General features: G+C 39.1%; 19 protein-coding genes. 8 read left to right on the top strand and 11 right to left on the bottom strand.

The genetic code is table 11. The annotated features are described in order from the left end of the window. Positions 1-36: 36 nt before the first annotated feature. Positions 37-1,764: a glutamine--tRNA ligase/YqeY domain fusion protein gene (locus ACPF64_RS15760; protein WP_426454427.1), complete on the top strand. Its 1,728-nt coding sequence runs from the start codon at positions 37-39 to the stop codon at positions 1,762-1,764. A 104-nt stretch (positions 1,765-1,868) separates the two neighbouring features. On the opposite strand, the gene ACPF64_RS15755 is transcribed toward ACPF64_RS15760, so the two are convergent. The 6 genes from ACPF64_RS15755 to exaC form a co-directional block, all read right to left on the bottom strand. Then, positions 1,869-1,982, bottom strand: coding sequence for a hypothetical protein (locus ACPF64_RS15755; protein ID WP_080592263.1), 114 nt, complete (start codon positions 1,980-1,982; stop codon positions 1,869-1,871). A 170-nt stretch (positions 1,983-2,152) separates the two neighbouring features. Next, positions 2,153-2,875 carry a glutamine amidotransferase gene (locus ACPF64_RS15750; RefSeq protein ID WP_419297616.1) on the bottom strand — a complete coding sequence of 241 codons (723 nt, stop codon included), beginning with the start codon at positions 2,873-2,875 and terminating at the stop codon, positions 2,153-2,155. Between the two features lie 166 nt (positions 2,876-3,041). Beyond that, on the bottom strand, positions 3,042-3,857 hold the full coding sequence (gene eutC, locus ACPF64_RS15745; protein WP_426454424.1) for an ethanolamine ammonia-lyase subunit EutC: 816 nt from the start codon (positions 3,855-3,857) through the stop codon (positions 3,042-3,044). Between the two features lie 10 nt (positions 3,858-3,867). Then, entirely contained in the window at positions 3,868-5,253 is a 1,386-nt protein-coding gene (locus ACPF64_RS15740) for an ethanolamine ammonia-lyase subunit EutB (RefSeq protein WP_426454422.1), read from the bottom strand. A 16-nt stretch (positions 5,254-5,269) separates the two neighbouring features. Beyond that, a complete protein-coding gene (eat, locus tag ACPF64_RS15735; RefSeq protein ID WP_426454419.1) occupies positions 5,270-6,706 on the bottom strand; it encodes an ethanolamine permease in 1,437 nt (478 codons plus the stop codon). A gap of 221 nt (positions 6,707-6,927) precedes the next feature. Further along, positions 6,928-8,439, bottom strand: a complete 1,512-nt coding sequence (exaC, locus tag ACPF64_RS15730) for an acetaldehyde dehydrogenase ExaC (RefSeq protein WP_426454417.1) — start codon at positions 8,437-8,439, stop codon at positions 6,928-6,930. 142 nt (positions 8,440-8,581) lie between these two features. Here exaC and ACPF64_RS15725 point away from each other — a divergent pair, with 142 nt between their 5' ends. Continuing rightward, positions 8,582-9,772 (top strand): transcriptional regulator, encoded by a 1,191-nt coding sequence (locus ACPF64_RS15725; RefSeq protein WP_426454415.1) that lies wholly within the window; start codon positions 8,582-8,584, stop codon positions 9,770-9,772. Here the strand turns inward: ACPF64_RS15725 and ACPF64_RS15720 are convergent. Continuing rightward, positions 9,769-10,737 carry an alpha/beta hydrolase gene (locus ACPF64_RS15720; RefSeq protein ID WP_426454413.1) on the bottom strand — a complete coding sequence of 323 codons (969 nt, stop codon included), beginning with the start codon at positions 10,735-10,737 and terminating at the stop codon, positions 9,769-9,771. The two genes, ACPF64_RS15725 and ACPF64_RS15720, sit on opposite strands and share 4 nt — an antisense overlap. A gap of 194 nt (positions 10,738-10,931) precedes the next feature. Further along, positions 10,932-12,104: an iron-dependent methanol dehydrogenase gene (gene mdh, locus ACPF64_RS15715; protein ID WP_086399548.1), complete on the bottom strand. Its 1,173-nt coding sequence runs from the start codon at positions 12,102-12,104 to the stop codon at positions 10,932-10,934. A 230-nt stretch (positions 12,105-12,334) separates the two neighbouring features. Between mdh and ACPF64_RS15710 the strand changes: the two genes are divergently transcribed. From ACPF64_RS15710 to ACPF64_RS15700, 3 genes are all read left to right on the top strand, one after another. Next, positions 12,335-14,047, top strand: coding sequence for an AAA family ATPase (locus ACPF64_RS15710; protein WP_426454411.1), 1,713 nt, complete (start codon positions 12,335-12,337; stop codon positions 14,045-14,047). A 52-nt stretch (positions 14,048-14,099) separates the two neighbouring features. Further along, positions 14,100-14,459 carry a 5-carboxymethyl-2-hydroxymuconate Delta-isomerase gene (locus tag ACPF64_RS15705; RefSeq protein WP_005039756.1) on the top strand — a complete coding sequence of 120 codons (360 nt, stop codon included), beginning with the start codon at positions 14,100-14,102 and terminating at the stop codon, positions 14,457-14,459. 81 nt (positions 14,460-14,540) lie between these two features. Next, positions 14,541-15,392 (top strand): AraC family transcriptional regulator, encoded by an 852-nt coding sequence (locus ACPF64_RS15700; RefSeq protein WP_426456159.1) that lies wholly within the window; start codon positions 14,541-14,543, stop codon positions 15,390-15,392. Positions 15,393-15,424: 32 nt separating this feature from the next. On the opposite strand, the gene thiM is transcribed toward ACPF64_RS15700, so the two are convergent. The 3 genes from thiM to ACPF64_RS15685 all read right to left on the bottom strand — a co-directional run bounded on the left by thiM (position 15,425) and on the right by ACPF64_RS15685 (position 17,854). Beyond that, positions 15,425-16,252, bottom strand: a complete 828-nt coding sequence (gene thiM, locus ACPF64_RS15695; RefSeq protein ID WP_426454408.1) for a hydroxyethylthiazole kinase — start codon at positions 16,250-16,252, stop codon at positions 15,425-15,427. 35 nt (positions 16,253-16,287) lie between these two features. After that, on the bottom strand, positions 16,288-17,445 hold the full coding sequence (locus ACPF64_RS15690) for a hypothetical protein (RefSeq protein ID WP_426454406.1): 1,158 nt from the start codon (positions 17,443-17,445) through the stop codon (positions 16,288-16,290). Positions 17,446-17,596: 151 nt separating this feature from the next. Further along, a complete protein-coding gene (locus ACPF64_RS15685) occupies positions 17,597-17,854 on the bottom strand; it encodes a hypothetical protein (RefSeq protein ID WP_004643236.1) in 258 nt (85 codons plus the stop codon). Positions 17,855-18,172: 318 nt separating this feature from the next. Between ACPF64_RS15685 and pepN the strand changes: the two genes are divergently transcribed. The 3 genes from pepN (at position 18,173) to ACPF64_RS15670 (ending at position 22,686) form a co-directional block, all read left to right on the top strand. Further along, a complete protein-coding gene (pepN, locus tag ACPF64_RS15680; RefSeq protein WP_426454404.1) occupies positions 18,173-20,779 on the top strand; it encodes an aminopeptidase N in 2,607 nt (868 codons plus the stop codon). Positions 20,780-21,373: 594 nt separating this feature from the next. Continuing rightward, on the top strand, positions 21,374-21,904 hold the full coding sequence (locus ACPF64_RS15675; protein WP_056480907.1) for a Csu type fimbrial protein: 531 nt from the start codon (positions 21,374-21,376) through the stop codon (positions 21,902-21,904). Positions 21,905-21,978: 74 nt separating this feature from the next. Further along, on the top strand, positions 21,979-22,686 hold the full coding sequence (locus ACPF64_RS15670) for a fimbrial biogenesis chaperone (protein ID WP_426454401.1): 708 nt from the start codon (positions 21,979-21,981) through the stop codon (positions 22,684-22,686). Position 22,687 lies beyond the last annotated feature (1 nt).

Here is a 22,687-nt window from a genome sequence, read left to right as displayed (position 1 = left end):
TCGAAATTTTATCTACAAAGAAGTGATTGATACACTATGAAGCCTAATGATGTTGTCTCGAGCCTGCCAAATAACCCGACACCGAATACTCATGCCTCTGTCGATTCTGCGCAGCAAGAACAACAGGCTGGCTTAGATTTTGTTCGCCAAGTCATTACTGAAGATTTGGCTACTGGACGTGCAAAGCAGATCGTAACGCGTTTTCCACCAGAACCAAATGGTTATTTGCATATTGGTCATGTAAAAGCGATTTGCCTAAACTTTGGTGTGGCTGAAGAGTTTGATGGTCTATGTAATTTACGTTTTGACGATACAAACCCTGATGCTGAAGAACAAGAGTACGTTGACGGTATTGCGAATGATGTGAAATGGCTTGGTTTTAACTGGAATGGTGAGCCGCGCTATGCATCAAGTTATTTTGATCAATTATATGCATGGGCTGTTCAATTAATTGAGCAAGGCGATGCTTATGTTGATTTACAGTCTCCAGAAGAAATTAAGTTAAACCGCGGTAGTTTTGTTGAACCGGGTAAAAATTCACCATACCGTGATGCATCTGTTGAAGAAAACCTTGCTCGCTTTGAAAAAATGCGCAATGGTGAATTTAAAGAGGGTGAAGCTGTTTTACGTGCCAAAATTGATATGGCAAGCCCAAACGTACACATGCGTGATCCAATTTTATATCGCGTATTGCATTCAGAGCATCACCAAACAGGTGATAAGTGGAAAATCTATCCAATGTATGACTATGCTCATCCATTGTCTGATGCTATTGAGGGGATTACTCATTCGCTTTGTACATTAGAGTTCCAAGATCACCGTCCGTTTTATGACTGGATTGTAGAAAAGGTAAAATCTAAAGCAGTTCCACATCAGTATGAATCTTCACGTTTAAACGTGGACTACACCATTACATCAAAACGTAAATTACGTAAGTTGGTGGAAGGTGGTCATGTGAATGGTTGGGATGACCCGCGTATGCCAACAGTAGTGGGTATGCGCCGTCGCGGTTTTACTCCAGAAGGTTTACGTGATTTCTGTAAACGTGTAGGTGTGTCAAAAACTGATGGTATTGTAGATGTTGCAATGCTTGAGTTCTGTATTCGCCAATCTTTGGAAAATACAGCTGCGCGTGGTATGGCTGTTTTAAGTCCACTTAAAGTGACTTTAACTAATTTACCAGAGGATATGGATCTTACGCATGCTCGCCATCCTAACGTTGATATGGGTGATCGTGTAATTCCTTTAACTAAGGAAATCTATATTGACCGTAAAGACTTTGAGGAAGTACCGCCAAAAGGCTTTAAACGTTTAATTCCTGACGGTGAAGTACGTTTACGTCATGCTTACGTGATTAAATGTGATGAGGTCATTAAGGATGCTAATGGTGAAGTGGTTGAGCTGAAATGTTCAATTGACCCTGAAACTTTAGGTAAAAACCCTGAAGGCCGTAAAGTGAAAGGTGTAATTCACTGGGTATCTGCAACAAAAGGTATTCCTGCTGAAGTACGTATTTACGATCGTTTGTTCACAGAAGCAGACCCTGAAACAGGTGATGATTTCTTGGCAAACCTAAATCCAGATTCGATGAAAGTATTAGAAGCTGTAATTGAACCTGCTTTAGCACAAGCGAGTCCTGAAGATCGTTTCCAGTTTGAACGTGAAGGTTATTTCGTTGCAGATCAGCACGATCATTCACCTGAAAAACCAGTGTTTAACCGTATTCTTGATTTGAAAGATAGCTTTAAGCCTGAGAAAAAGTAACAGGTTTTGAGTAAATAGCAGATATAAAAAAGCCCAACTCAGTTGGGCTTTTTTATATCTATCCTCTTACATATATTATTCTTTATTACGCTTTGGCAAATAAGCTAAGCTGGATTAACCACATAAAAATAAAGAACAATGATTATAAGAAGAATAAATGCTAGCGATAAATAAGTATTCACCGTGTTAAAGCTTTTAATAAATTTCAGGATTTCCATAGTAAATCAGCGTTTATTTTATGTTACAAAATGAATAAATTAATAATACACGGAAATTAATTATAAAGGTTCCCAAAGATAGATTAATAATCTACCTTTGGGTAAAAAGTAAGCATTTGGCTTTATGGATATAATTTAATTAATCAATTGTTAAATTGTATTTTTATAATTTAACCACTATATCCAATGCGTTTGAGAAATTTTTGAATAATTTCAAATGCAGCATGTTCTAGCGCTTGAGCGTATTGCAAATTATCTTCGCGAAGCTTTGGAATCGAAATATTTGCATGGCGAAGTTCACATGTATGACCAATTAACCACTTTTCAAAATGCTCTTCAGTGGTTTCAATGTGGAACTGCAACGCAAGAATATTATTTCCGACTTCAAATGCCTGATTGGTATAAACATCAGAACTTGCTAAAAGCACTGCATTTTCAGGAAGGTCGAACGTGTCACCATGCCAATGTAGAACATGCACATTATTAAGCAAACCAGATAAAACTTGATTAGCGCGTAGGCTTAAACTCAGTGGACCCCAGCCAATTTCTTTTTGATGTCCTGCATATACTTTTGCACCAAGTGCATGAGCAATAAGCTGTGCGCCTAGGCAAATGCCCAGAGTAGGTTTATCGTCTGCTAAACGTTGTTTGAGTAAAGCAATTTCATCTTTTAAGAATGGATAATCGTCAGTTTCATAAACCCCGATTGGACCACCTAAAATAATGGTTAAACCTTCATGTGAAAAAGCAGGGGTTAAATCATCAACTCCCGCCTCAAAATAACGGACTCGAAATCCGAGTTGATAAAAGACATCTTCTAATGAACCTAAGTCTTCGAAAGCAAGATGCTGAATGGCATAAATAGTTTTTGGGAAGGCGTTTGTTGTGCTCATAGAAATGATTCATAGAAGATCAATACGTGGAGTATAGCGATAAATATAAAGAAGAGAATATCTGTATAAATCGCCAATACCCGAAAATTGGTATTTTTCGTTAAAATGATGTTGTTATGCAAAGGATTATCTATTTATGAATAAATCCCTAAACATATTCTACTGTTTAAAATAATAGCTTTTGAGTTTCCTCAAGGCCTATGTTTGAAAGTTGATGTTCGTCTTTTAAATTAACGCCTGAAAATCCGAGTTGTTTTGATTTTTTCATTAATGTGATTAAACGTTGTACCGCAACTGGAATACTTAAGCCTGCTGGGCGAACATTGGAAATACAATTGCGTTTCGCATCGAGGCAGCCTGAATATGCATTCCATGTATAGTAAATGCCCATACTGTCCGGAGAGCTTAATCCTGGACGTTCGCCAATAAGCATCACAAGCATAGAGGCTTTGAAAATTTCTGCGACTTCATCGCCAAGAGCAACTCGACTACCTGTCGCAAGTGCAATTGGTGCAAGACTCCAGTTTTCTTGCTGAATTTGTTCACTCAGCGCTGCAATAAATGCCACAGCATTCGCTTCAATTGCTCTTGCAGAGAGTCCATCACCTACCACAATACACACATCGTACTGTTGTGGATTTTCTGCATATTCCTTAATTAAGACATCTTTTGATTGGCTTGAAAGCTGACGTCCTAAATCTGGGCGTTTGAGATAAATTTCTTTATTAGATGCATTACTTTGTACATGAATGCTTGGAAGCTGCTGTTGCTGTAATTGTTCAGATAAATGGAGAACGTCCAAATCTTGATAAACAGCATCTTTTGCTTGTGCATGAGATAGCTGAAACTCGAGTAAGGCTCGTGTTGGGATACTGCAACCCGCACGGCCCAAAGCAATACGGGCATCGGTAAACTGTTTAAGTTTTTCCCACTGATCTTGATGGGTAGAGGAGGGATATTGAATATCTCGACTGAGTTTCATAGTGTTCTCCCTAATTCATGAGCAGGCGAGAGAATTGGTCGGGCATGTGATCTGCCCAGCAAATTTGAGAGTTTTGTTGTTTAAAAATGCCCTGTTGTTCAAGCCACGCAGAAAACTCAGGAGCGGGTTTTAAACCTAAGAGTTGTCTTAGGTAAAGGGCATCATGGAACGAAGTCGTTTGATAATTGAGCATGACATCATCTGAACCTGGAATACCCATAATAAAGTTGATGCCCGCTGCGCCAAATAGGGTAAGGAGAACATCCATGTCGTTTTGGTCGGCATCGGCATGATTGGTATAACAAATGTCGCAACCCATTGGTACACCAAGTAATTTGCCACAGAAGTGATCTTCTAAACCTGCACGTATAATTTGTTTACCATTAAATAAATATTCGGGGCCAATAAAACCTACGACAGTATTCACCAAAAGTGGATTATATTTTCGGGCTACGGCATAGGCACGGGTTTCTAATGTTTGCTGGTCAACGCCGTGATGTGCATTGCTTGATAATGCACTACCTTGACCAGTTTCAAAGTACATAACATTTTGCCCAATGGTCCCGCGTTTAAGTGCGAGCGTGGCTTCATAACCTTCTTGCAGTAAATCAAGTGAAATTCCAAAACCTTCATTAGCCAGTTGGGTGCCAGCGATTGATTGAAACATTAAATCAATTGGCACATTTCTTTCAGCCAGTTGAATACCTGAGCTGATATGGGTGAGCACACAGGACTGCGTTGGAATTTGATATTCCTGAATGACATGATCAAGCAATTTCAGTAGCTCTGACAAATTATGTAAATTATCTGTCGCAGGGTTAATGCCGATCACGGCATCACCATTGCCATACATCAAGCCATCTAAAATACTGGCGGAAATACCAAGAACATCGTCGGTAGGGTGATTGGGTTGCAAACGGGTAGAAAGATGGCCTTTTAGGCCGATGGTGTTGCGAAACTGGGTAACGACTTCACATTTACTGGCAACATAAATCAAATCTTGATTGCGCATAATTTTGCTGACAGCAGCTACCATTTCTGGAGTTAAACCCGATGCTAATGCTTTTAAGCTTTGAGCAGTGGCTTCTTCTCCAAGTAACCAATTTCGGAAATCACCTACTGTAAAGTGTGAAATAGGAGCAAAGGCTGCCAGATCATGTTCATCAATAATTAGTCGTGTAATTTCATCAGTTTCGTAATCGACCACAACTTCATTCAAAAAGGTTTTAAGAGGTACATCGGCCAAAGTCATTTGTGCCGCAACATGTTCGGTTGCGTCTCTGGCGGCTACACCTGCTAACTCATCGCCAGAACGTAACGGCGTTGCTTTTGCCATTAAAGTTTTTAGGTCAGTAAAGTGATATTGCTGATTGGCGACAATCTTGCGATAACTCATGGTTGCATCCTTTTATTTATAGCTCTTGTTCTGCGGCTTTAATATTTGCAAACTCTTCTTCTGGTGTACCTTTCACTAAATGATAGCGGCTATAGAATAAAAAGTAAGCAATAAATGCCACGTAAATAGCTGCAGCAATAAACCAGACTTTAGGGTTAACCACAAAACCTGCAACTACCGCAGCCACTGCTAAAACTAATGCAATGCTTGAGGTCACAATGCCACCTGGTGTTTTATAGGGACGAGGCATGTCGGGTTTAGAGAGGCGTAGTTTGATATGGGATAAAAGAATCAACACGTAGGAAATGGTGGCACCAAAAACCGCGATTAAAATCAGTGAATCGCCTTCTTTGGTAAGTGAAAGCAAGAACCCAATAATGCCCGGAATAATAATTGCCAGATAAGGGGCTTTATTTTTATTGGTTAAAGAGAGTGAAGTAGGTAAGTAACCAGCACGTGACAATGCAAAAATTTGACGTGAATAGGCATAGATAATTGAAAAGAAACTTGCGATTAAACCTGTTAACCCAACAAAATTTACAAAAGTCGCAAGCCAAGTGTTGGTGCCATAAACTTTAACCAGAGCATCGACGAGAGGAGCGCCTGAGTTTTGTAAAGTACTTGCACCTGCTGCGCCCGCACCCAAGAATAAAATGAGCATGGCAAACGCCGTTAGTATGAGCATGGCACCTATTAAACCGCGTGGGAGCGATTTGGCTGGATCTTTTGCTTCTTCTGCTGCTAAAGGAACACCTTCAACTGCAAGGAAAAACCAGATTGCAAAAGGAACTGCTGCCCAGATACCTAAGTAACCATGAGGTAGAAAACGACTTGCACCAGCTGCTGTGCCAACAGGAATATCTAACAGGTTTTGTGCATTAAAATGCGGGATCATTGCTGCAATAAATACAATAAGGGCAACCGCTGCGACAAGTGTAATTGCGAACATAATTTTTAAGGCTTCGCCAGCGCCTTTCAAATGTATGCCCATAAAAACGGCATAGCAGGCGAGGTAAATCATCCAGCCATTAATGCCAAATAAAGATTCACAATAACCACCAATAAATACGGCAATAGCAGCAGGGGCAATTGCGTATTCAATTAAAATGGCTGTTCCTGTTAAATAGCCACCAAAAGGACCAAAGGCAGCACGCGCAAAACTATAACCACCACCTGCTGTCGGCATCATGGTGGACATTTCTGACATAGAAAGACATAGGCACAGGTACATGATTGCAGCGAGGGCAGTGGCAATAAACATGCCACCCCAACCACCTTGGGCTATGCCGAAGTTCCAGCCAGCAAAATCACCCGATATCACATAAGCTACGCCTAAACCAATCAGGAGTAACCAACCAACCGTACCTTGTTTAAGTTGACGCTGAGCAAAATATTCTGCTGATGAAACTTCTGCGCTTGAAGCAATAACGGAAGCTGTTTCTGGTTGATTCATACAATACTCCTGCGAGTGGGTTTGTATGAATCAATGCAAAAGCAATGCCTAAATGAAGCACTTTAGATAATAGATGGCGCTTTTTTATTCCAAATGATAAAAACTTGAGAACTAACAGCACTAAATAAAGAAGCCAGTAATCTAAATTACTGGCTTCTTACATAATTAATGAGCTTACTTCTTTCTAATGTTGATAGTCTGGTATCAACTTGGTGCAGAACTTAGAAGAAGCCCATAGGTTTAGTTGAATAACTAACCAACAAGTTTTTAGTTTGTTGATAATGATCTAGCATCATCTTGTGGTTTTCGCGGCCAATACCAGACTTCTTGTAACCACCAAATGCAGCATGTGCAGGGTAGATGTTGTAGCAGTTTGTCCAAACACGGCCAGCTTCAATAGCACGACCAGCACGATAAGAAATGTGAGCTGAACGTGACCATACACCTGCACCTAAACCATACATGGTGTCATTGGCAATTTTAATTGCATCGTCAAAGTCTTTGAACGTTGTCACAGCAAGTACAGGTCCAAAAATTTCTTCTTGGAAAACTTGCATGCCATTGTGACCTTTAAAAATAGTCGGATCGACATAGTAACCATCGCCTACTTCTTTACGGCCGCTACCACCAAGTAAGAGTTCTGCACCTTCTTCACGACCAGTGTTAATACAACGTAAGATTTTCTCTTGTTGTTGTAGAGATGCTTGAGCACCAATCATCGTTTCAGTATCAAGCGGATGGCCAGTTTTAATACGTTTTACACGCTCTACAGCCAACTCCAAGAACTGATCAGCAATACTTTCTTGTACTAAAGCACGAGAAGGGCAAGTACATACTTCACCTTGGTTTAAGGCAAACATCGCAAAACCTTCAAGTGTTTTTTCTAAGAAGTCATCTTCTTTATCCATGATGTCTTCAAAGAAAAGGTTTGGTGACTTACCACCAAGTTCTAATGTCACTGGAATAATATTTTCGGTCGCATATTGCATCACCATTTGTCCAGTTTGAGTGGAACCTGTGAACGCGATTTTTGCAATACGTGGGTTTGTTGCTAAAGGACGGCCGACTTCTGAACCGAAACCATTGACAATATTAAGTACACCCGGCGGTAAAATGTCTTGGATCAGTTCAGCAACCAGTAAAATACCTACTGGTGTTTGTTCTGCTGGTTTAATCACGACACAGTTACCAGCCGCTAGAGCAGGAGCAAGTTTCCATGCTGCCATTAAAATTGGGAAGTTCCATGGAATGATTTGGCCAACCACACCTAATGGCTCATGGAAATGGTAGGCAATGGTATCTTCATCAATTTCAGAGATGCCACCTTCTTGAGCACGAATACAACCTGCGAAATAACGGAAATGGTCAATCGCAAGTGGAAGGTCTGCTGCTAAAGTTTCACGAACCGCTTTACCGTTATCCCAAGTTTCTGCAACAGCAAGCATTTCAAGATTTGCTTCTAAACGATCAGCAATTTTTAAAAGTATATTAGAGCGTACCGTTGGTGAGGCTTTATTCCATGTTGCTTTCGCTTTATGTGCTGCATCTAGAGCGAGTTCAATATCTTCGGCACTAGAGCGTGGAATACGGGTGAAAGCTTTTCCGTCAACAGGAGATATATTATCAAAATATGCACCCTTTACAGGTGCAACCCATTCACCGCCAATAAAATTTTCATATTGTGATTTAAATTGAACTTTTGAGCCTGGTTGATTTGGATCGATATAGCGCATATAAATATTCCTTTGCTTTTTAGGACTAAAGACTAACAAGAACCCTGTCAGTAGGTACTTTCGTACTTTGTATAATTAGGATATAAAGAAGAAGGTTGGAGAAAGGTTGGAATAGAAATGTGGATATATAAGGAATTTACAAATGTTCACAAAAAAGGATTTATTGCAGCAACGGACGTTGATTGATCAACTGCGTACGCAAAATAGTCTCTCTCCTCAAAATGCTGCCAAACTGGGTCAAAGTATTGCAAGCTCATGGGAACGGTCAGCCTCTGCTGCGATTCCTAAAGAGCGTTTTGCGGCTCCATTAGTCGAGAAAAAATCTGCTTCACAAAATGCTTTGGATATGGCTTTAAGCCAGTGTGCCGATGATTTACGTCATATTGCTGAACAATCCTCAATGGTGATTGCCGTTGGTGACATTGGTAGTACGATTATTTGGACGGCAACAAGTGCTCAAATGCAAAGTGCAGCTGAGCGTGTTCACTTTGTGCAGGGTGGGCAATGGCGTGAAGAGTTTGTTGGCACCAATGCATTGGCTTTGTCTTTAAAAACTCAACAATCAAGCTGTGTTTTTTCTAATGAACATTATATGGAATCGATTCATGATTGGGTGTGCTATGCCGCACCAATTATCGATCCATACTCAAAACAAACTCTAGGTGTCGTTGATTTATCGACTACTTGGAAGAACCATAATAGTTTAGGAATATTGGCTGCCGAACGTTGTGCATCCATTATTCAATCTGCCTTGCTAGAGCAGCAGCGTCAGCAATTACATATTCGTGCATTTTCAACGCCACAAGTTAAATTTAATGGCAAAAGTTTGTTATTAACACCGCGCCAAATTGAAATTTTGACGATATTGGCGTTATGTCTACATGGCTTAACTTTAGAGCATCTTTATCAGGCGCTCTATGGCGAACGTAAAGTGAGTATGGGTACGCTTAAAGCTGAAATGTCTCAACTTCGAGATATTTTGGGTGGTTTACTTGGATCTCGGCCATATCGTTTGCTTGTACATGTTGAAGCCGATTTTTTACAAGCTGAACAAGCACTGGATGCGGGATATGCGGCTTCTGCTTTGCAGCTTTACACAGGTGTTTTTCTGGCAAAAACGGAAAGCCCGTTTTTATGTGCATGGCGTGACTGCCTTGAATCACGCTTGAGCGATGCAATTTTTAAAACGCAAGAAACAGATTTATTACTTAAGCATTTAGCTCATTTCCCTGAAGCAATCGATGCAGTAGAACGTCTTATGGAGTTAGTACCGAGTGAACATCCCGCGCATCAATTGCTGATGAAATACCTTGACTCACCTAAGCTCAGTTAAGTGATTTTTTGATCCAGCCACTGGAACAATTGTTGATAGACTTGTTCTCGTACTGGCTGGGCTGAAAGGACCAGATCATGCAAGCCATTGTGAATAGAGACAACAGAGACATCACCTTTGATTTTTTTGCCAAATTTTTCAATGTCTTTAACGTCTAAAATTACATCGCTTTGAGTCGCATCGGCTCCCCATTTTTTAGGGTTTTTAGTCTGATGAGAATGCATAATCAGTGCGGGAACATTCAGTTTAACTCCGCGATGTATTTCTTTTTGTGCTGTATGAATCGCATGTAGAAAGCTGAGTTGAACCGTAGGGGCAGAGGTAGGTTTCCAGTCCAGATTAAAGTCCCATTCGCCCTTGAGCTGTTTGTGAAGGCTCGCGGTGTACCATTTGTTCAGTTGGCTTGGGAATTTAACTTTAGGTAGATATTTTCCTACTCGACTGAGCATTGGAATACCAAACTTCTTTTCGACCAAGCTTAAATTAAAGTCATAAAATGGACTATTCGTCCATAGCGCTTTAATAAGAGGATGGTTCGGGTGATGGGCAGCATAAAGCGTTGCTGTCAAACCGCCAGTCGAATGGCCTGCAAGCAATACTTGTGTGTGCTGTTCTTTAGCAATGATATCTAATGCTTGAGTAATTTCGGCATCGTATTCACTTAAATCAAGCACATTATAGAAGATTTGATGGGGTAGCTTGGAACGACCATATTTTCTTAAATCCAAGGCATAGAAGTCATAACCATGCGCGTTGAATTGTTCAGCCATTTCAGTTTGAAAGAAATAATCTAAAAAACCATGAATATAAAGCACAGCTTTTTGAGTAGATTGAGCGGCCTTTTTACGAACCAATGTGGCAACAACTTTACCTTCATAATCATCAGGAAAGTTGAGTGTGAGCTGTTGGTAGCCAGTACCTAAAATATCTGGAACATAATTTTGAGTAGCTGAAGATGTATTCATTTTTATCGAGCTATTGTAATTAAGACATGCTGAGTATCCTTCAATGAAATGGGCGAATTGTCAATCAGGTTTAGAGGTTGGATTGGAATAGAGGTTTAAAAAAGGGAATACCGCTGGAGCTAAGTATTCCCCAAAAAGTAAGTCAACGGTCGGAGGGGTTTGACTTACTAGAGGGATGTGCCATTACATCAAGATTAAAGTGCTGCTTTGAAAATCTCCACAACTTGTGCATGATTTGCTTTACGTGGATTGGTCAGCATACATGCATCTTTTTGAGCATTATCGGCCATAACCGCAAGGTCTTCAGTTTTTACCCCTAGCTCTGTTAAACCAGATGGAATACCAATGGATGAAGACAGTTTACGAATGGCATCAATTGCAGCATATGCAGCTTCCATCACGGTCAGTCCATGAGTTTTTACACCCATTAAATCTGCGATTTTTGCGTAGCGATCTGGACAAGCAATTAAGTTAAATTCGCACACGTGTGGTAACAAGATTGCGTTACATACGCCGTGAGGTAGGTTATAGAAACCGCCCAACTGATGCGCCATTGCATGTACATAGCCTAGAGATGCATTGTTAAATGCCATACCAGCCAAGTACTGTGCATAGCTCATTGCATCACGCGCTTCGATGTTTTCACCATTTGCTACAGCAGGTTGTAACCATTGACTAATCATGGTGATGGCTTTTTCTGCACAGGCATCGGTAATTGGGTTGGCCGCCGTAGAAACATAGGCTTCAACAGCATGGGTTAAAGCATCCATACCTGTTGCAGCCGTTAAACCAGCCGGTTTTGCAATCATGAGTTTCGGGTCATCAATTGCAATGAGTGGGGTACAACGCCAGTCGACAATTGCCATTTTTACGTGAGTGTCTGTATTGGTAATAATACAGAAACGGGTCATTTCAGATGCTGTACCAGCGGTTGTGTTGACTGCAATCAATGGCGTCATTGGTACCTTACTTTTATCGATACCTTCGTAATCACGAATATGACCACCACCAGCAGTGACTAGGCCAATCCCTTTTGCACAGTCATGAGATGAACCACCACCTAGCGATACAATAAAGTCACAGCCATTGTCGTTATAGGCATTTACACCGTTATGAACATTAATATCGGTTGGGTTGGGTTCTGCACCCGGAAAAATATGGCTCGCAACGCCTGCTTCAGTTAAATAGTTTGCGATAAGATCTGCAACACCAAATTTAAATAAACCTTCATCGGTCACAATTAATGCTTTTTTTGCGCCGAGGTTTTGTGCCTTTGTACCAATTTCTTTGGCACATCCTGGTCCAAAGAGTGATACGCATGGAATATAAAAACCGTTTGTTTGATCTGCAATATTTTTAAAAGCCATGGAGTGATTCCTTCTTCCATAAATCCATTGTTTGTTATTACAGGTGAGCCTCACCATGGCCTTAGTATTGTGATGTGAAGATTATTTTCCTACCTACCAAAAACCTACCAAATATTATTTTAATGTTAATTATTGATTTATATTGATTTTACAGAAATTCTAGCTCATTCATTTAATTTTTTCGGGAAAGTCGTTAAGCTATGGGCTGTTGAAGATGTACTTATGAGATTATGAAACAGGAAACTGCGCTTAAACTGCTTAAAGCAGGTGAAAATGTCTTTTTAACCGGTTCGGCTGGTGCAGGGAAAACCTATACACTCAATCAGTACATCCAATACCTAAAAGCACGTAAAGTGCCTGTGGCTATTACGGCATCTACAGGTATTGCTGCAACACATATGAACGGCATGACGATTCATACATGGGCAGGCATCGGGATTAAAGATCAGTTAACTGATGATGACCTAAAACGTATGAAAGAGCGTAAATATCTCAAGGAACACCTTGAAAATGCGCAAGTTCTCGTCATCGATGAAATTTCGATGTTACATGCGAAGCAGCTTAATCTGGTGAATCAGGTTTTAAAATATTTTAAAGAAAGCGATGAGGCATTTGGCGGTATCCAAGTCATTGTTGCCGGAGATTTCTTTCAGTTGCCACCAGTTGGACGTAATAGTGAAGCCAACCGTGACAAGTTCTGTTTTATGTCTGATGCATGGGTCGAAGCTAAATTTCGCGTATGTTATTTAACAGAACAACATCGCCAAGATGATGAAATTCTTAACCAGATTTTAAATGCGATTCGTGCGCAAAATATTCAATCAGATCATTTACACGTATTACGTCAATCACGCTCGCATGATATTGGTGAGACCTTTACTCGTCTCTATACGCACAATATGGATGTCGACAATATCAATTATCAGCACTTAAATGAAATTGATAATGAAGGGCATCAATTCAATGCGGTTTTAGATGGTAATGAAAAACTGGTAGAAACTTTAAAATCTTCGGTTCGTGCACCAGAAGAACTCACCTTAAAGAAACATGCAAAAGTCATGTTTGTAAAAAACAACTTTGATATGGGCTATATCAACGGGAGTTTAGGGGAAGTCATTGGTTTTGAAGAAGATGATGAAAATGGTTTGCTACCAAAGGTGAAATTGACCGATGGCACGACATTGCTGGTTGCGCCTGAAACTTGGTCAGTTGAAAATGATGCAGGTAAAGTGATTGCCAGTTTCCAGCAAATTCCACTTCGTTTGGCATGGGCGATTACCATTCATAAAAGCCAAGGGATGACGTTAGAAGCTGCCGAAATTAACCTCATGAACACCTTTGAAAAAGGTCAGGGCTATGTTGCGCTCTCGCGTCTGAAATCTTTAACTGGATTAAAGTTATTAGGGATTAACGAGCAAGCTCTAGAGCTAGATAGCTTGGCTGTAAAAGCAGATCGTCGTTTCCAAGAGTTGTCTAAAGAAGCAGAAGACAACTTTGCAGATGTAGATTTAACTGCTCAGCACAAAGCATTTATTCGTCATTGTGGCGGAACTTTAAATGAAACTGAGATTTCTCGTAATGAGAAAAAACTCTCAAAAGGTGCGAAACAAAATTATGCCTCGGCAACTCTAGACGAAACACGTGCGTTGTTTGAAGAAGGCTATGAGATTGAAGATATTGCGCATGAACGTGGACTAACCCCAGCGACAATCATTAACCATTTGGCTCGACTTCATAAAGAACAAAAACTGGATATTTCGGTTGCCCATCCTGGAGAAGAAGTGGTCGAAGAAATCCGAAAAATTTATAAGAAACTGAAAAAGCGCCAAAATCCAGATCATTTTTCTGATGATGGTTCGATCAAACTACGACCAATCGTTGAAGCAACCAGCCCTCGAATGGGATATGATCAGGTTCGATTAGCTTTATTATTTATTGAGTAAAGTTTAATTAGCTTAATTAGCTTAATTACTTATTACATAAATTGAGGTGGCTATGCCGCACATTGTAGTTGATTATTCAGATAACTTAACTGGATTAAACGCAAAACAATTACTTGAAGAAATTAATACAACGCTCATTGAAACAGAGTTGTTTAGCCCAGAAGATATTAAAAGCCGTGCGCGTAAAGATGATGTTTTCCTAATTGGTCTGGGACTAGAACAGGCTTATATTCATGTAAAAGTTTATATTTTGTCGGGAAGAAATGCAGAGCAAAAACAACTGATGGGTGATCAGTTGTTAGCGGCACTCAGCAATAAAAATTATCTACAACAAGAGTTTAATAAAGAAATTCAATTGTGTGTTGAACTTGTTGATATGCCAAAAGAAGATTATTTTAAGCAAGTTGTATAATTTTAAAAAGCGCAATTTCGATCAAGAATAGAGATCAGCACTATGTAAAAGTAGTGCTATCGAATGAACAGACATAAATGTATGGCTGTATATACACAAAAGCTGCAACTGGTTTGCGATTATATTCAAAGACATTTAGATGAAGATTTAGATGTTGATCGATTGAGCCAGATTGCAGCCTTATCCAAATTTCATTTTCATCGTATTTTTGCCGTTCATATTGGTTTAAATGTGATGAAGTTTATTCAACTTTCTCGTTTAAAGCGGGCCTCTTTTCAATTGGCTTTTGAACCCGATCTCAAAATTATTGAGATTGCATTACAAGCAGGGTTTGACAGTCCAGAGGCATTTACTCGTGCATTTAAGCGTTCATTTGATCAAACTCCTCGGGCTTTTAGAGATAAACCGGACTGGGAATCTTGGCACCAGAAGTTTGTTTTTACACTTCCGAAAAGTGAGCTAAAAATGAATGTAAATATTGTTGAGCATCCTGCCCAAAAGATTGCGTATCTGTCGCATCTGGGAAGTCCAGATAAAGTTTTTGAAACTGCTGCACGTTTTATTGCTTGGCGTAAAGAAACGGGTTTATCACCTGTGACTAAATCAAGAACGTATGGCATTCCTTTTTCTGACCCTGAACAAACGCCATCAGATGCGTTTAGATTTGACATTGCAGGGTCAATTGAAACGGCTGTACCTGAAAATATTTATGGCGTACAAACAGGGGAAATTCCTGCTGGACGTTACGCGACTGTAAGACATTTTGGTAGCCATGACCAGATTAAAGAAAGTGTGTATTACATTTTTAAAAACTGGTTACCTGAGCAGCCTGAAGAAGCTGGAGATTATCCAGTTTTCTTTCACTATCATAACTTTGTGCATGATGTGAAAGAATGCGATCTTATTACAGATATCTACTTACTTTTAAAGTAGTCAGTTACCCACAAAGGCATAACTTCTTGTGGTTATGCCTTTAAACCAAACAGCTTGATATTTGCATATTGCTCAATCAGGTTGGCATCTAACATATGAATATAGTCCATAAAAATGGTACTAAAACTTCCCATGGTTTGTGCCTGATTGGATGCAAGTTTACCCGCAATTGCAAAATGTATATGAGCTGAAAGCGCTGCAATGGTTGGAGTCGTTACCGCACTATATGCAGCGATTAACGCACCCAAAGCACATCCTGTTGCTGTAATTTTAGGTTGTAAGGGGCTGCCGCCGTTAATTTGGATAACGACATCTAATTCTTTAGACAGAATGTAATCTGACTCACCTGAAATTGCGATACAGTCTGTATGTACTAATAGCGCGTAAGCCTGTCGATAGACATCATCACTACTTAGGGTGCTATCTACACCTTTAGATTGAACCTGATTACCTGCAAGCGTACTGATTTCTGAAGCATTACCACGAATAACGCTTGGCTTAAATTGCAAAAGCTCATCTGTCATTTGACTACGCCAAGCTAAAATTGGCCCATAGCCAACTGGATCAAGTACCCAAGTAATATCATTTAGCTGAGCTGTTTTAGCTGAGATCTGCATGGCTTGCATTTGCTCAGTGGTGGGCGTACCTAAATTAATGCTTAAGGCCGATGCGATTTTGGTAAAGCTTTCTGCTTCATAAGGATTATCAATCATCGCAGGTGAAGCACCAGACGCGAGTAATACATTGGCCGTATAGTTTGCAGCAACGCTATTGGTAATACATTGTACAAGAGGCGTTTTGGCTTGCATGTTCTGCCAAGCCTCAATGACCTGTTCAATCAAACTAGATGTCGATGTCATATTATTATCCCTAGTAAGCCAAAGTGATTATAAATTTAGTGGGTAAAATAGTGATCTTGATGCTTACATTTTTGGCAAATCAAAGAAACATAATCTGCTGCATCATAGTCAACGGTTAAATCATTTGAACCACAATACATACAACGTTTGACAGAATAAAAGTTTAAACGTGGTTCAATTTTTCGCCATGCTTTCCATACAGGTTGCACAAATATCTGTTCGTCGTAACCCAAGAAACGATTAAGCAAAATATAACTCATTTTACTGTAAGGAATATTGTGAGGACGGGGGAGCATAGAGGTTTCCCACTTTTCGGTCACGGCTCTTTCGCGATATTGTTCTAAAGTCTTCTTTAATAGATTGGTATTAATAAATTTATCATTGCGAGGCTGTAAAATTTTTTGTTTATACAGATATTCGAGTGCAGTTTGTACCAGATAATAAATCTGTCCAATTGCGAGTGAATCCATTAAACGATAGCAAAAGCTTTGAAAATTTGAATTTCCGGCAATCTGGATACCCCAAGTTCGGCAGTAGAACTGCATGAACTGGATAATTTCTTGATAGAGCACCTGAAAAAGTACGTCTTTAACTTCATCTGCACTACGAAAAGGAATACCAAAGCTTAAATTTTCATAGAACCAATTACGTAACTGTTGAGCCACACTAAATAAACTTGGATCGCTGTAGCCATCTAAACGAATATTTAAGTGAAAACATTGTGGGTCATCAGTTTGGTCATTTGCATTCAAAATGCCATCTTTATGCAACTGTTTAATTAAATAGCTCTGAAACATCCAGTTAGGCGTGATGTGATGGTATTTAATTTTGTCCCAATGAATATATTCATCATGAGCGATTTCTTCACGGGCATAGTCGTCTAGGAGACTTAGCAAGAAAAGTTTATGTAAGAAGCTGAGCTGTTCCAGACTACGTTGTGGCTGCTCTTTTGACTTAAATTGGCGTTGTTCTTGTAGACGTGTTTGTTGTAGAAGCTTTTTCCGTTGTTTTGTGCATGTATCACAGTGGCAAGTCATTCTTTGATCTTTAAATAGACGGTGCTGACAATGACTGCATTCATGGAATTGAATGTCTTGTTCAAATTGCTCGGCATCTACCCAGTACATTGAGGCTTGGCAGAGAGGACAATGGCTACTTTCATCTAGCTGTTTCTGTAGAATTTGTAAGGCCATTTTGCTCCGAACATAAAATAAAAATGATGGGGCTATTATACACAGCCGCGCTGTAGATGGCGGAGATTGCTACTTTCGTTTGTTGTTAAAATAGAAAAACCTAAAATCTATGTTTCGATTTTAGGTTTTCATAGTGGGCTAAAAAGTTGAATTAAACAGGGCACGGCAAGCTCTCATCATTTTGGCCAAGCTTTTTGGCCTTAATAAGCGCCTGTACTTTTTTACTTGGTAATTTCAATTTCCCTAACGCATCGTAAGTATTAACAATAGAAGTAACCTCCTGAGTTGTAATAGAAATACCTTCCGCAGATAAGAACACGGCAATCACATGGTGATCGAGTCCTGCTGCTGATAGATCATGAATAGCTTTAATGTTCTCTAGTCGATGAAAATGTGCTTTAAATTCCATGCTGACACCTCTTGTTCTAATTTAGATACCCATATTGGTATATTTAATTAGGCAAGAACCATGCCCAAAATGTAAGCTGACTCTAAAAAATGTTAAAAGCTAAAGGTGTTTTATTTTTATTGTATAGATTGCTTATATAAACAACGATTATAGTAAATTTGGTCTAATCTGTGCTAATAAAACAGGATTCTAATTTGAAATGTATAAATGAAGTCCCATTAATTTCATAAAGGTAATCAAATACAGTGTGTATGACTTGGCGTATGATATTTCATGACGACTCATACTACCGTTTAGACGAGTATATAAGGAATAAAGATGAATATTGCGGCGCAGCCTCCAGTTCAGGCAGATCAGACAGTTTATTTAAAAGATTATCAAAAACCTGCGTTCTTGGTTGAATCAATTAATCTTGATATCCAAGTATATGATGATAAAACAATTGTTGATTCGACATTAGTGATGAAGCGTCAAACTGCTGGAGATCTGGTGCTATTAGGCCGTGACCTAGAATTACAGTCTGTTCAATTAAATGGACAAATTCTCACTCCTGCACAATATTCACTCGATAGTGAACAACTGGTGATCACTAATGCACCAGATGAAGTCATTTTACAAACGCAAGTCATTATTCATCCTGAAACGAATACTCAATTAGAAGGCTTATATAAAGCAGATGACTTGTTTGTAACGCAGAACGAACCTGAAGGTTTCCGTAAAATCACATTCTATCCAGACCGTCCAGATGTACTTTCTGTCTTTACGACACGCGTAGAAGCAGACAAAAAATACCCAGTATTACTTGCCAATGGTAATTTGCTAGAAACAGGTGAGGCTGGTGAAAACCGCCACTTCGCGATTTGGCAAGATCCGACCAAAAAGCCAAGCTATTTATTTGCTTGTGTCATTGGTGATTTAGCAGTTCTTAAAGATCGCTATACGACCTCTGAAGGACGTGATGTTGCTTTAGAAATCTATGCAATTGAGAAAGATATTCCAAAATGTCATATCGCGATGGAAGCCTTAAAGCATTCTATGCGTTGGGATGAAGAACATTATGGTCGTCCTTATGACCTCGACAACTATATGATTGTTGCTGTTAGCCAGTTCAACATGGGCGCAATGGAAAATAAAGGTTTAAATATCTTTAATACCGCATGCGTACTTGCTGATGAAGAGTACACGACTGATGCTGCGATTATGCGTGTACAGTCTGTGATTGCTCACGAATATTTCCATAACTGGACAGGGAACCGTATTACTTGTCGTGATTGGTTCCAGCTCTGCTTAAAAGAAGGCTTAACGGTTTTCCGCGATCAGTCGTTCTCTGAAGATTTACAATCTGCTGCGGTTCAACGTATTGATGATGTAGCTGTGCTGAAATCACATCAATTCCCTGAAGATGCAGGTCCATTATCGCACCCGCCGCGTCCAGATCACTTTGTGGAAATTAATAACTTCTATACGGCGACTGTCTATGAAAAAGGTGCGGAAATTAACCGCATGATGTCGACCTTGTTAGGTAAAGAAAAATACCGTCAAGGGACCGATGAATACTTCCGCCGTCATGATGGACAAGCCGTGACTGTAGAAGACTGGGTTGCTGCATTAACTGCGGGTTCGGGTGTTGATTTATCTGCATTCTTAACTTGGTATAACCAACCAGGTACGCCAAAGCTTGAAGCAAAAGGTGAATATGATGCAGCAGCGCAAACTTATCGTTTAAGCTTTAAACAAAGCCTAAAAGCACATCCTAAATATCCAAATTTAAAAGCTGTTCCGATTCCTGTGGCATTGGCCCTATTTAATGCTAAAACAGGCGAGCAATATACATTGCATAGTGAAAGCTTGTTTGTAAACGATGTTAAAGATGGCGTGTATTTGTTTGACCAAGATGAGGCAACTATTGAGTTTACAGGTGTGACTGAACAACCAGTTGTTTCGCTACTCCGTAATTTCTCTGCACCCGTAAATCTTGTGTTTAATTATACTGATGAAGAATTAGCTTTCTTAATTCAGCACGAAACAAACGGCTTTAACCAATGGCAAGCAACGCAAACTTTGCTTGAACGTATTTTGTTAGAAGACCATTCTGCGGATGCATACATTCAGGCAATTCAAAGTACTTTGCCTGAATTAGTTGGTCACGACCCGCTATTGGCATCGCGTTTGTTTGATGTACCAAGCGAAGGTTATTTGGGTAGTCGTATCGATCAGAACTATGCACCAGCTGATATTCATGTAAAACGTGAAGCATTGCTCAATCGTTTGGCACAAGAGTTGGGTTCATTCTGGAAAGATACTTACCTTACACTTGACCCTGATCTGCAAAAAGAATTTTCTTTGGCAATGGGTGTGCGTGCGTTAAAAAATATTATGCTCATGATGATAGCTCGTCAGGGGGATCAAACTGCATTTGAACTTGCGCATGTGCAATATCAGAACACAGGTAATATGTCTGAACGTTTAGGTGCACTACGTGTACTGGTTTGGCAAAATGCGCCTCAAGCTCAAGATGTACTTGCTGATTTCTATGATCGTTTTAAAGATGAAGCTTTATCTTTAGATCAGTGGTTTATGATTCAGGCTGCAAACCCGAATGCGACAACTGAAACAATTGAATACCTTACTCAACATCCAGATTATGATTTAACAACTCCAAACCGTATTCGTGCGGTGAGTGGAGGATTATCAAATAATCCTGAAAACACGTGGGGCTTTGGTGTAGCTCACTTTATTAACCTTGCACAATATCTAGATGAGAAGAACCCAATTTTAGGTTCACGACTGTTACAGGTATTGTCACGTTGGTACACGTTAGCAGAACCTCAGCGGACTCAAGTGCAACAGGCTTTGCAAGCATTGCAGCCTAAAGTGAAATCGAAAAATGTCTCTGAAACTTTAAATAGTATGTTGAGTGTTTAATTAGACTTAAATATAAAAAATAAAGGCCTCGTAAGAGGCCTTTATTTTTTATATGTCTCTATAGAGATTTAATGCTTTAAAAAATAAAACTTTCCTTATAGTGATTCATCTTTAGCTCTACTACTCATCATTTTACTTTTATTTAAATTATAATCTTTAATAGTTTGTTTGAAATTTATCTTTAAGTAAGCATATACAATCAAAATTTAAGAGAGCAATAATATAAAAATAAGTAAGTAACTCTGTAATTAGTATTTAGTTTCATAAAATTAGCTAAATTTTTGACATATTTATTTAAATTTTACTTAATAAATTTTATGAAGGTTTTATTTAAATTATTTAAATCAATGGGTTGGTTTTTGGGTGTGTTAATTTTTGTATCTATGGAGTTGGTTTGAGTAATTATATTTTGTTAATTAGAAATTAAAATAATAATAAGATCATGCATTTTAATTGTTTTTATGTATGATGTTAAAAAATAGGGTAAAAAAATAAACTTTAAAAGGAGCAGTCAAATAAAAAATGATTGTAAGAATAAGTGATAAATTTTTTATATCTATTAGTTTTAACAATTTAATTTAAAAGGTTTTGACTATGAAAAAGACTTTTTTTCATTTATCAGTAATTGCCGTAGCATTATTTTCTCTCAATTCAGCAAATGCAGCTACAGCAACGGGTACATTAACTGTTAAGGCAACAGTAACGAATAGTTGTGTATTGAATACTTCCGCTACAGGTACAACAGCGAATGCAGTTTTAGACTTTGGGACTTTAAGTTCTCTTGCTAGCAACGTCGATGCAGACACTACAACGACAGGTGGTACCTCAATCAAAGTCCTTTGTAACAACACTGTACCGTGGACCTTGGCTTTCGATGCTGGGCAAAATGCTCAGACGACTCAACGTCGTATGATTGGTGGTGCAACAAGCAACGAATATATTCCTTATAATCTCTACTCAGATTCGGGGCATGCCACAGCAATCGGCATTGCAACGACTGCCTATAGTGGAACTGGTAGTGGTGCAGTACAAACAGTGAATGTATATGGCCGTATTCCTGCTGGTTCAACGCTGCCGAGTGCGGGTAGCTATCTTGATACAGTAACAATAACAGTAACTTATTAATTTTTATAAATTAGAAATATTGTTAGCCCTTTTGAAAGGGCTAACACATTAAAAAAGTTATATTTGAGTAAATCATGAAAAAAAATATCTTTATTATTACGGGATTATTCTTATCTTTATCATCTAGCATTATTAACGCCGCTACAATTCGTCTTTCACCTGTGAATGTAGAAATATTAAGTAATCAAAACGCGTCTTCAATTAGTTTATTTAATCAGTCAAATGAAAGTACTGATTTGCAGATTCGCGTATTTGAATGGACTCAAAAAAATGGACAGGATCAGTTAACACCTACAGATGAGATCGCAATTAGTCCACCATTTTTAAAATTACAGTCTAATGATTCTTATAACTTGCGTGTAGTTAGAATTAATCCAGCACCCGTTTCTGGTGAAAAAACGTATCGCATTATTATTGATGAACTACCAAAACCAATTGATAGCCGTAAAGCAGCTCAAGGGGTTAATGTGCTTTTACGCTCGTCATTGCCTGTATTTGTAGTAAATAAAGACGCGATTACTCAATTGAATTGGAAAATTGATGCTAATCAGGAGGTGCCTTCCTTAAATATTAGTAATATTGGAAACCGGCATGCACTTTTAAATGACTTAACGCTTGTGGATACCACAACAAATAAAAGCTATCCCATTAAAGTAAATACCGTGAATGGTTATATTCTTGCGGAGCAGGCACGAAGCTACTCTATTAATAATTTTACATATCAGCCAAATCATAAATACAGCGTTTCTCTGACAGTTAATGGTAAGAAAACCACACTTTAAG

Origin of the sequence: Acinetobacter sp. KB005 (assembly GCF_049949095.1) — a bacterium.
Classification (GTDB): Bacteria; Pseudomonadota; Gammaproteobacteria; order Pseudomonadales; family Moraxellaceae; genus Acinetobacter; species Acinetobacter calcoaceticus.
The sequence above is the reverse complement of the archived record's forward strand: the minus strand, read 5'-3'. Positions and strand labels throughout refer to the sequence as shown.

Coding starts and splice junctions, on each gene's coding strand:
- ACPF64_RS15760 (WP_426454427.1), top strand. CDS start 37: ATGAAGCCTAATGATGTTGTCTCGAGCCTGCCAAATAACCCGACACCG.
- ACPF64_RS15755 (WP_080592263.1), bottom strand. CDS start 1,982: ATGGAAATCCTGAAATTTATTAAAAGCTTTAACACGGTGAATACTTAT.
- ACPF64_RS15750 (WP_419297616.1), bottom strand. CDS start 2,875: ATGAGCACAACAAACGCCTTCCCAAAAACTATTTATGCCATTCAGCAT.
- eutC (WP_426454424.1), bottom strand. CDS start 3,857: ATGAAACTCAGTCGAGATATTCAATATCCCTCCTCTACCCATCAAGAT.
- ACPF64_RS15740 (WP_426454422.1), bottom strand. CDS start 5,253: ATGAGTTATCGCAAGATTGTCGCCAATCAGCAATATCACTTTACTGAC.
- eat (WP_426454419.1), bottom strand. CDS start 6,706: ATGAATCAACCAGAAACAGCTTCCGTTATTGCTTCAAGCGCAGAAGTT.
- exaC (WP_426454417.1), bottom strand. CDS start 8,439: ATGCGCTATATCGATCCAAATCAACCAGGCTCAAAAGTTCAATTTAAA.
- ACPF64_RS15725 (WP_426454415.1), top strand. CDS start 8,582: ATGTTCACAAAAAAGGATTTATTGCAGCAACGGACGTTGATTGATCAA.
- ACPF64_RS15720 (WP_426454413.1), bottom strand. CDS start 10,737: ATGAATACATCTTCAGCTACTCAAAATTATGTTCCAGATATTTTAGGT.
- mdh (WP_086399548.1), bottom strand. CDS start 12,104: ATGGCTTTTAAAAATATTGCAGATCAAACAAACGGTTTTTATATTCCA.
- ACPF64_RS15710 (WP_426454411.1), top strand. CDS start 12,335: ATGAAACAGGAAACTGCGCTTAAACTGCTTAAAGCAGGTGAAAATGTC.
- ACPF64_RS15705 (WP_005039756.1), top strand. CDS start 14,100: ATGCCGCACATTGTAGTTGATTATTCAGATAACTTAACTGGATTAAAC.
- ACPF64_RS15700 (WP_426456159.1), top strand. CDS start 14,541: ATGGCTGTATATACACAAAAGCTGCAACTGGTTTGCGATTATATTCAA.
- thiM (WP_426454408.1), bottom strand. CDS start 16,252: ATGACATCGACATCTAGTTTGATTGAACAGGTCATTGAGGCTTGGCAG.
- ACPF64_RS15690 (WP_426454406.1), bottom strand. CDS start 17,445: ATGGCCTTACAAATTCTACAGAAACAGCTAGATGAAAGTAGCCATTGT.
- ACPF64_RS15685 (WP_004643236.1), bottom strand. CDS start 17,854: ATGGAATTTAAAGCACATTTTCATCGACTAGAGAACATTAAAGCTATT.
- pepN (WP_426454404.1), top strand. CDS start 18,173: ATGAATATTGCGGCGCAGCCTCCAGTTCAGGCAGATCAGACAGTTTAT.
- ACPF64_RS15675 (WP_056480907.1), top strand. CDS start 21,374: ATGAAAAAGACTTTTTTTCATTTATCAGTAATTGCCGTAGCATTATTT.
- ACPF64_RS15670 (WP_426454401.1), top strand. CDS start 21,979: ATGAAAAAAAATATCTTTATTATTACGGGATTATTCTTATCTTTATCA.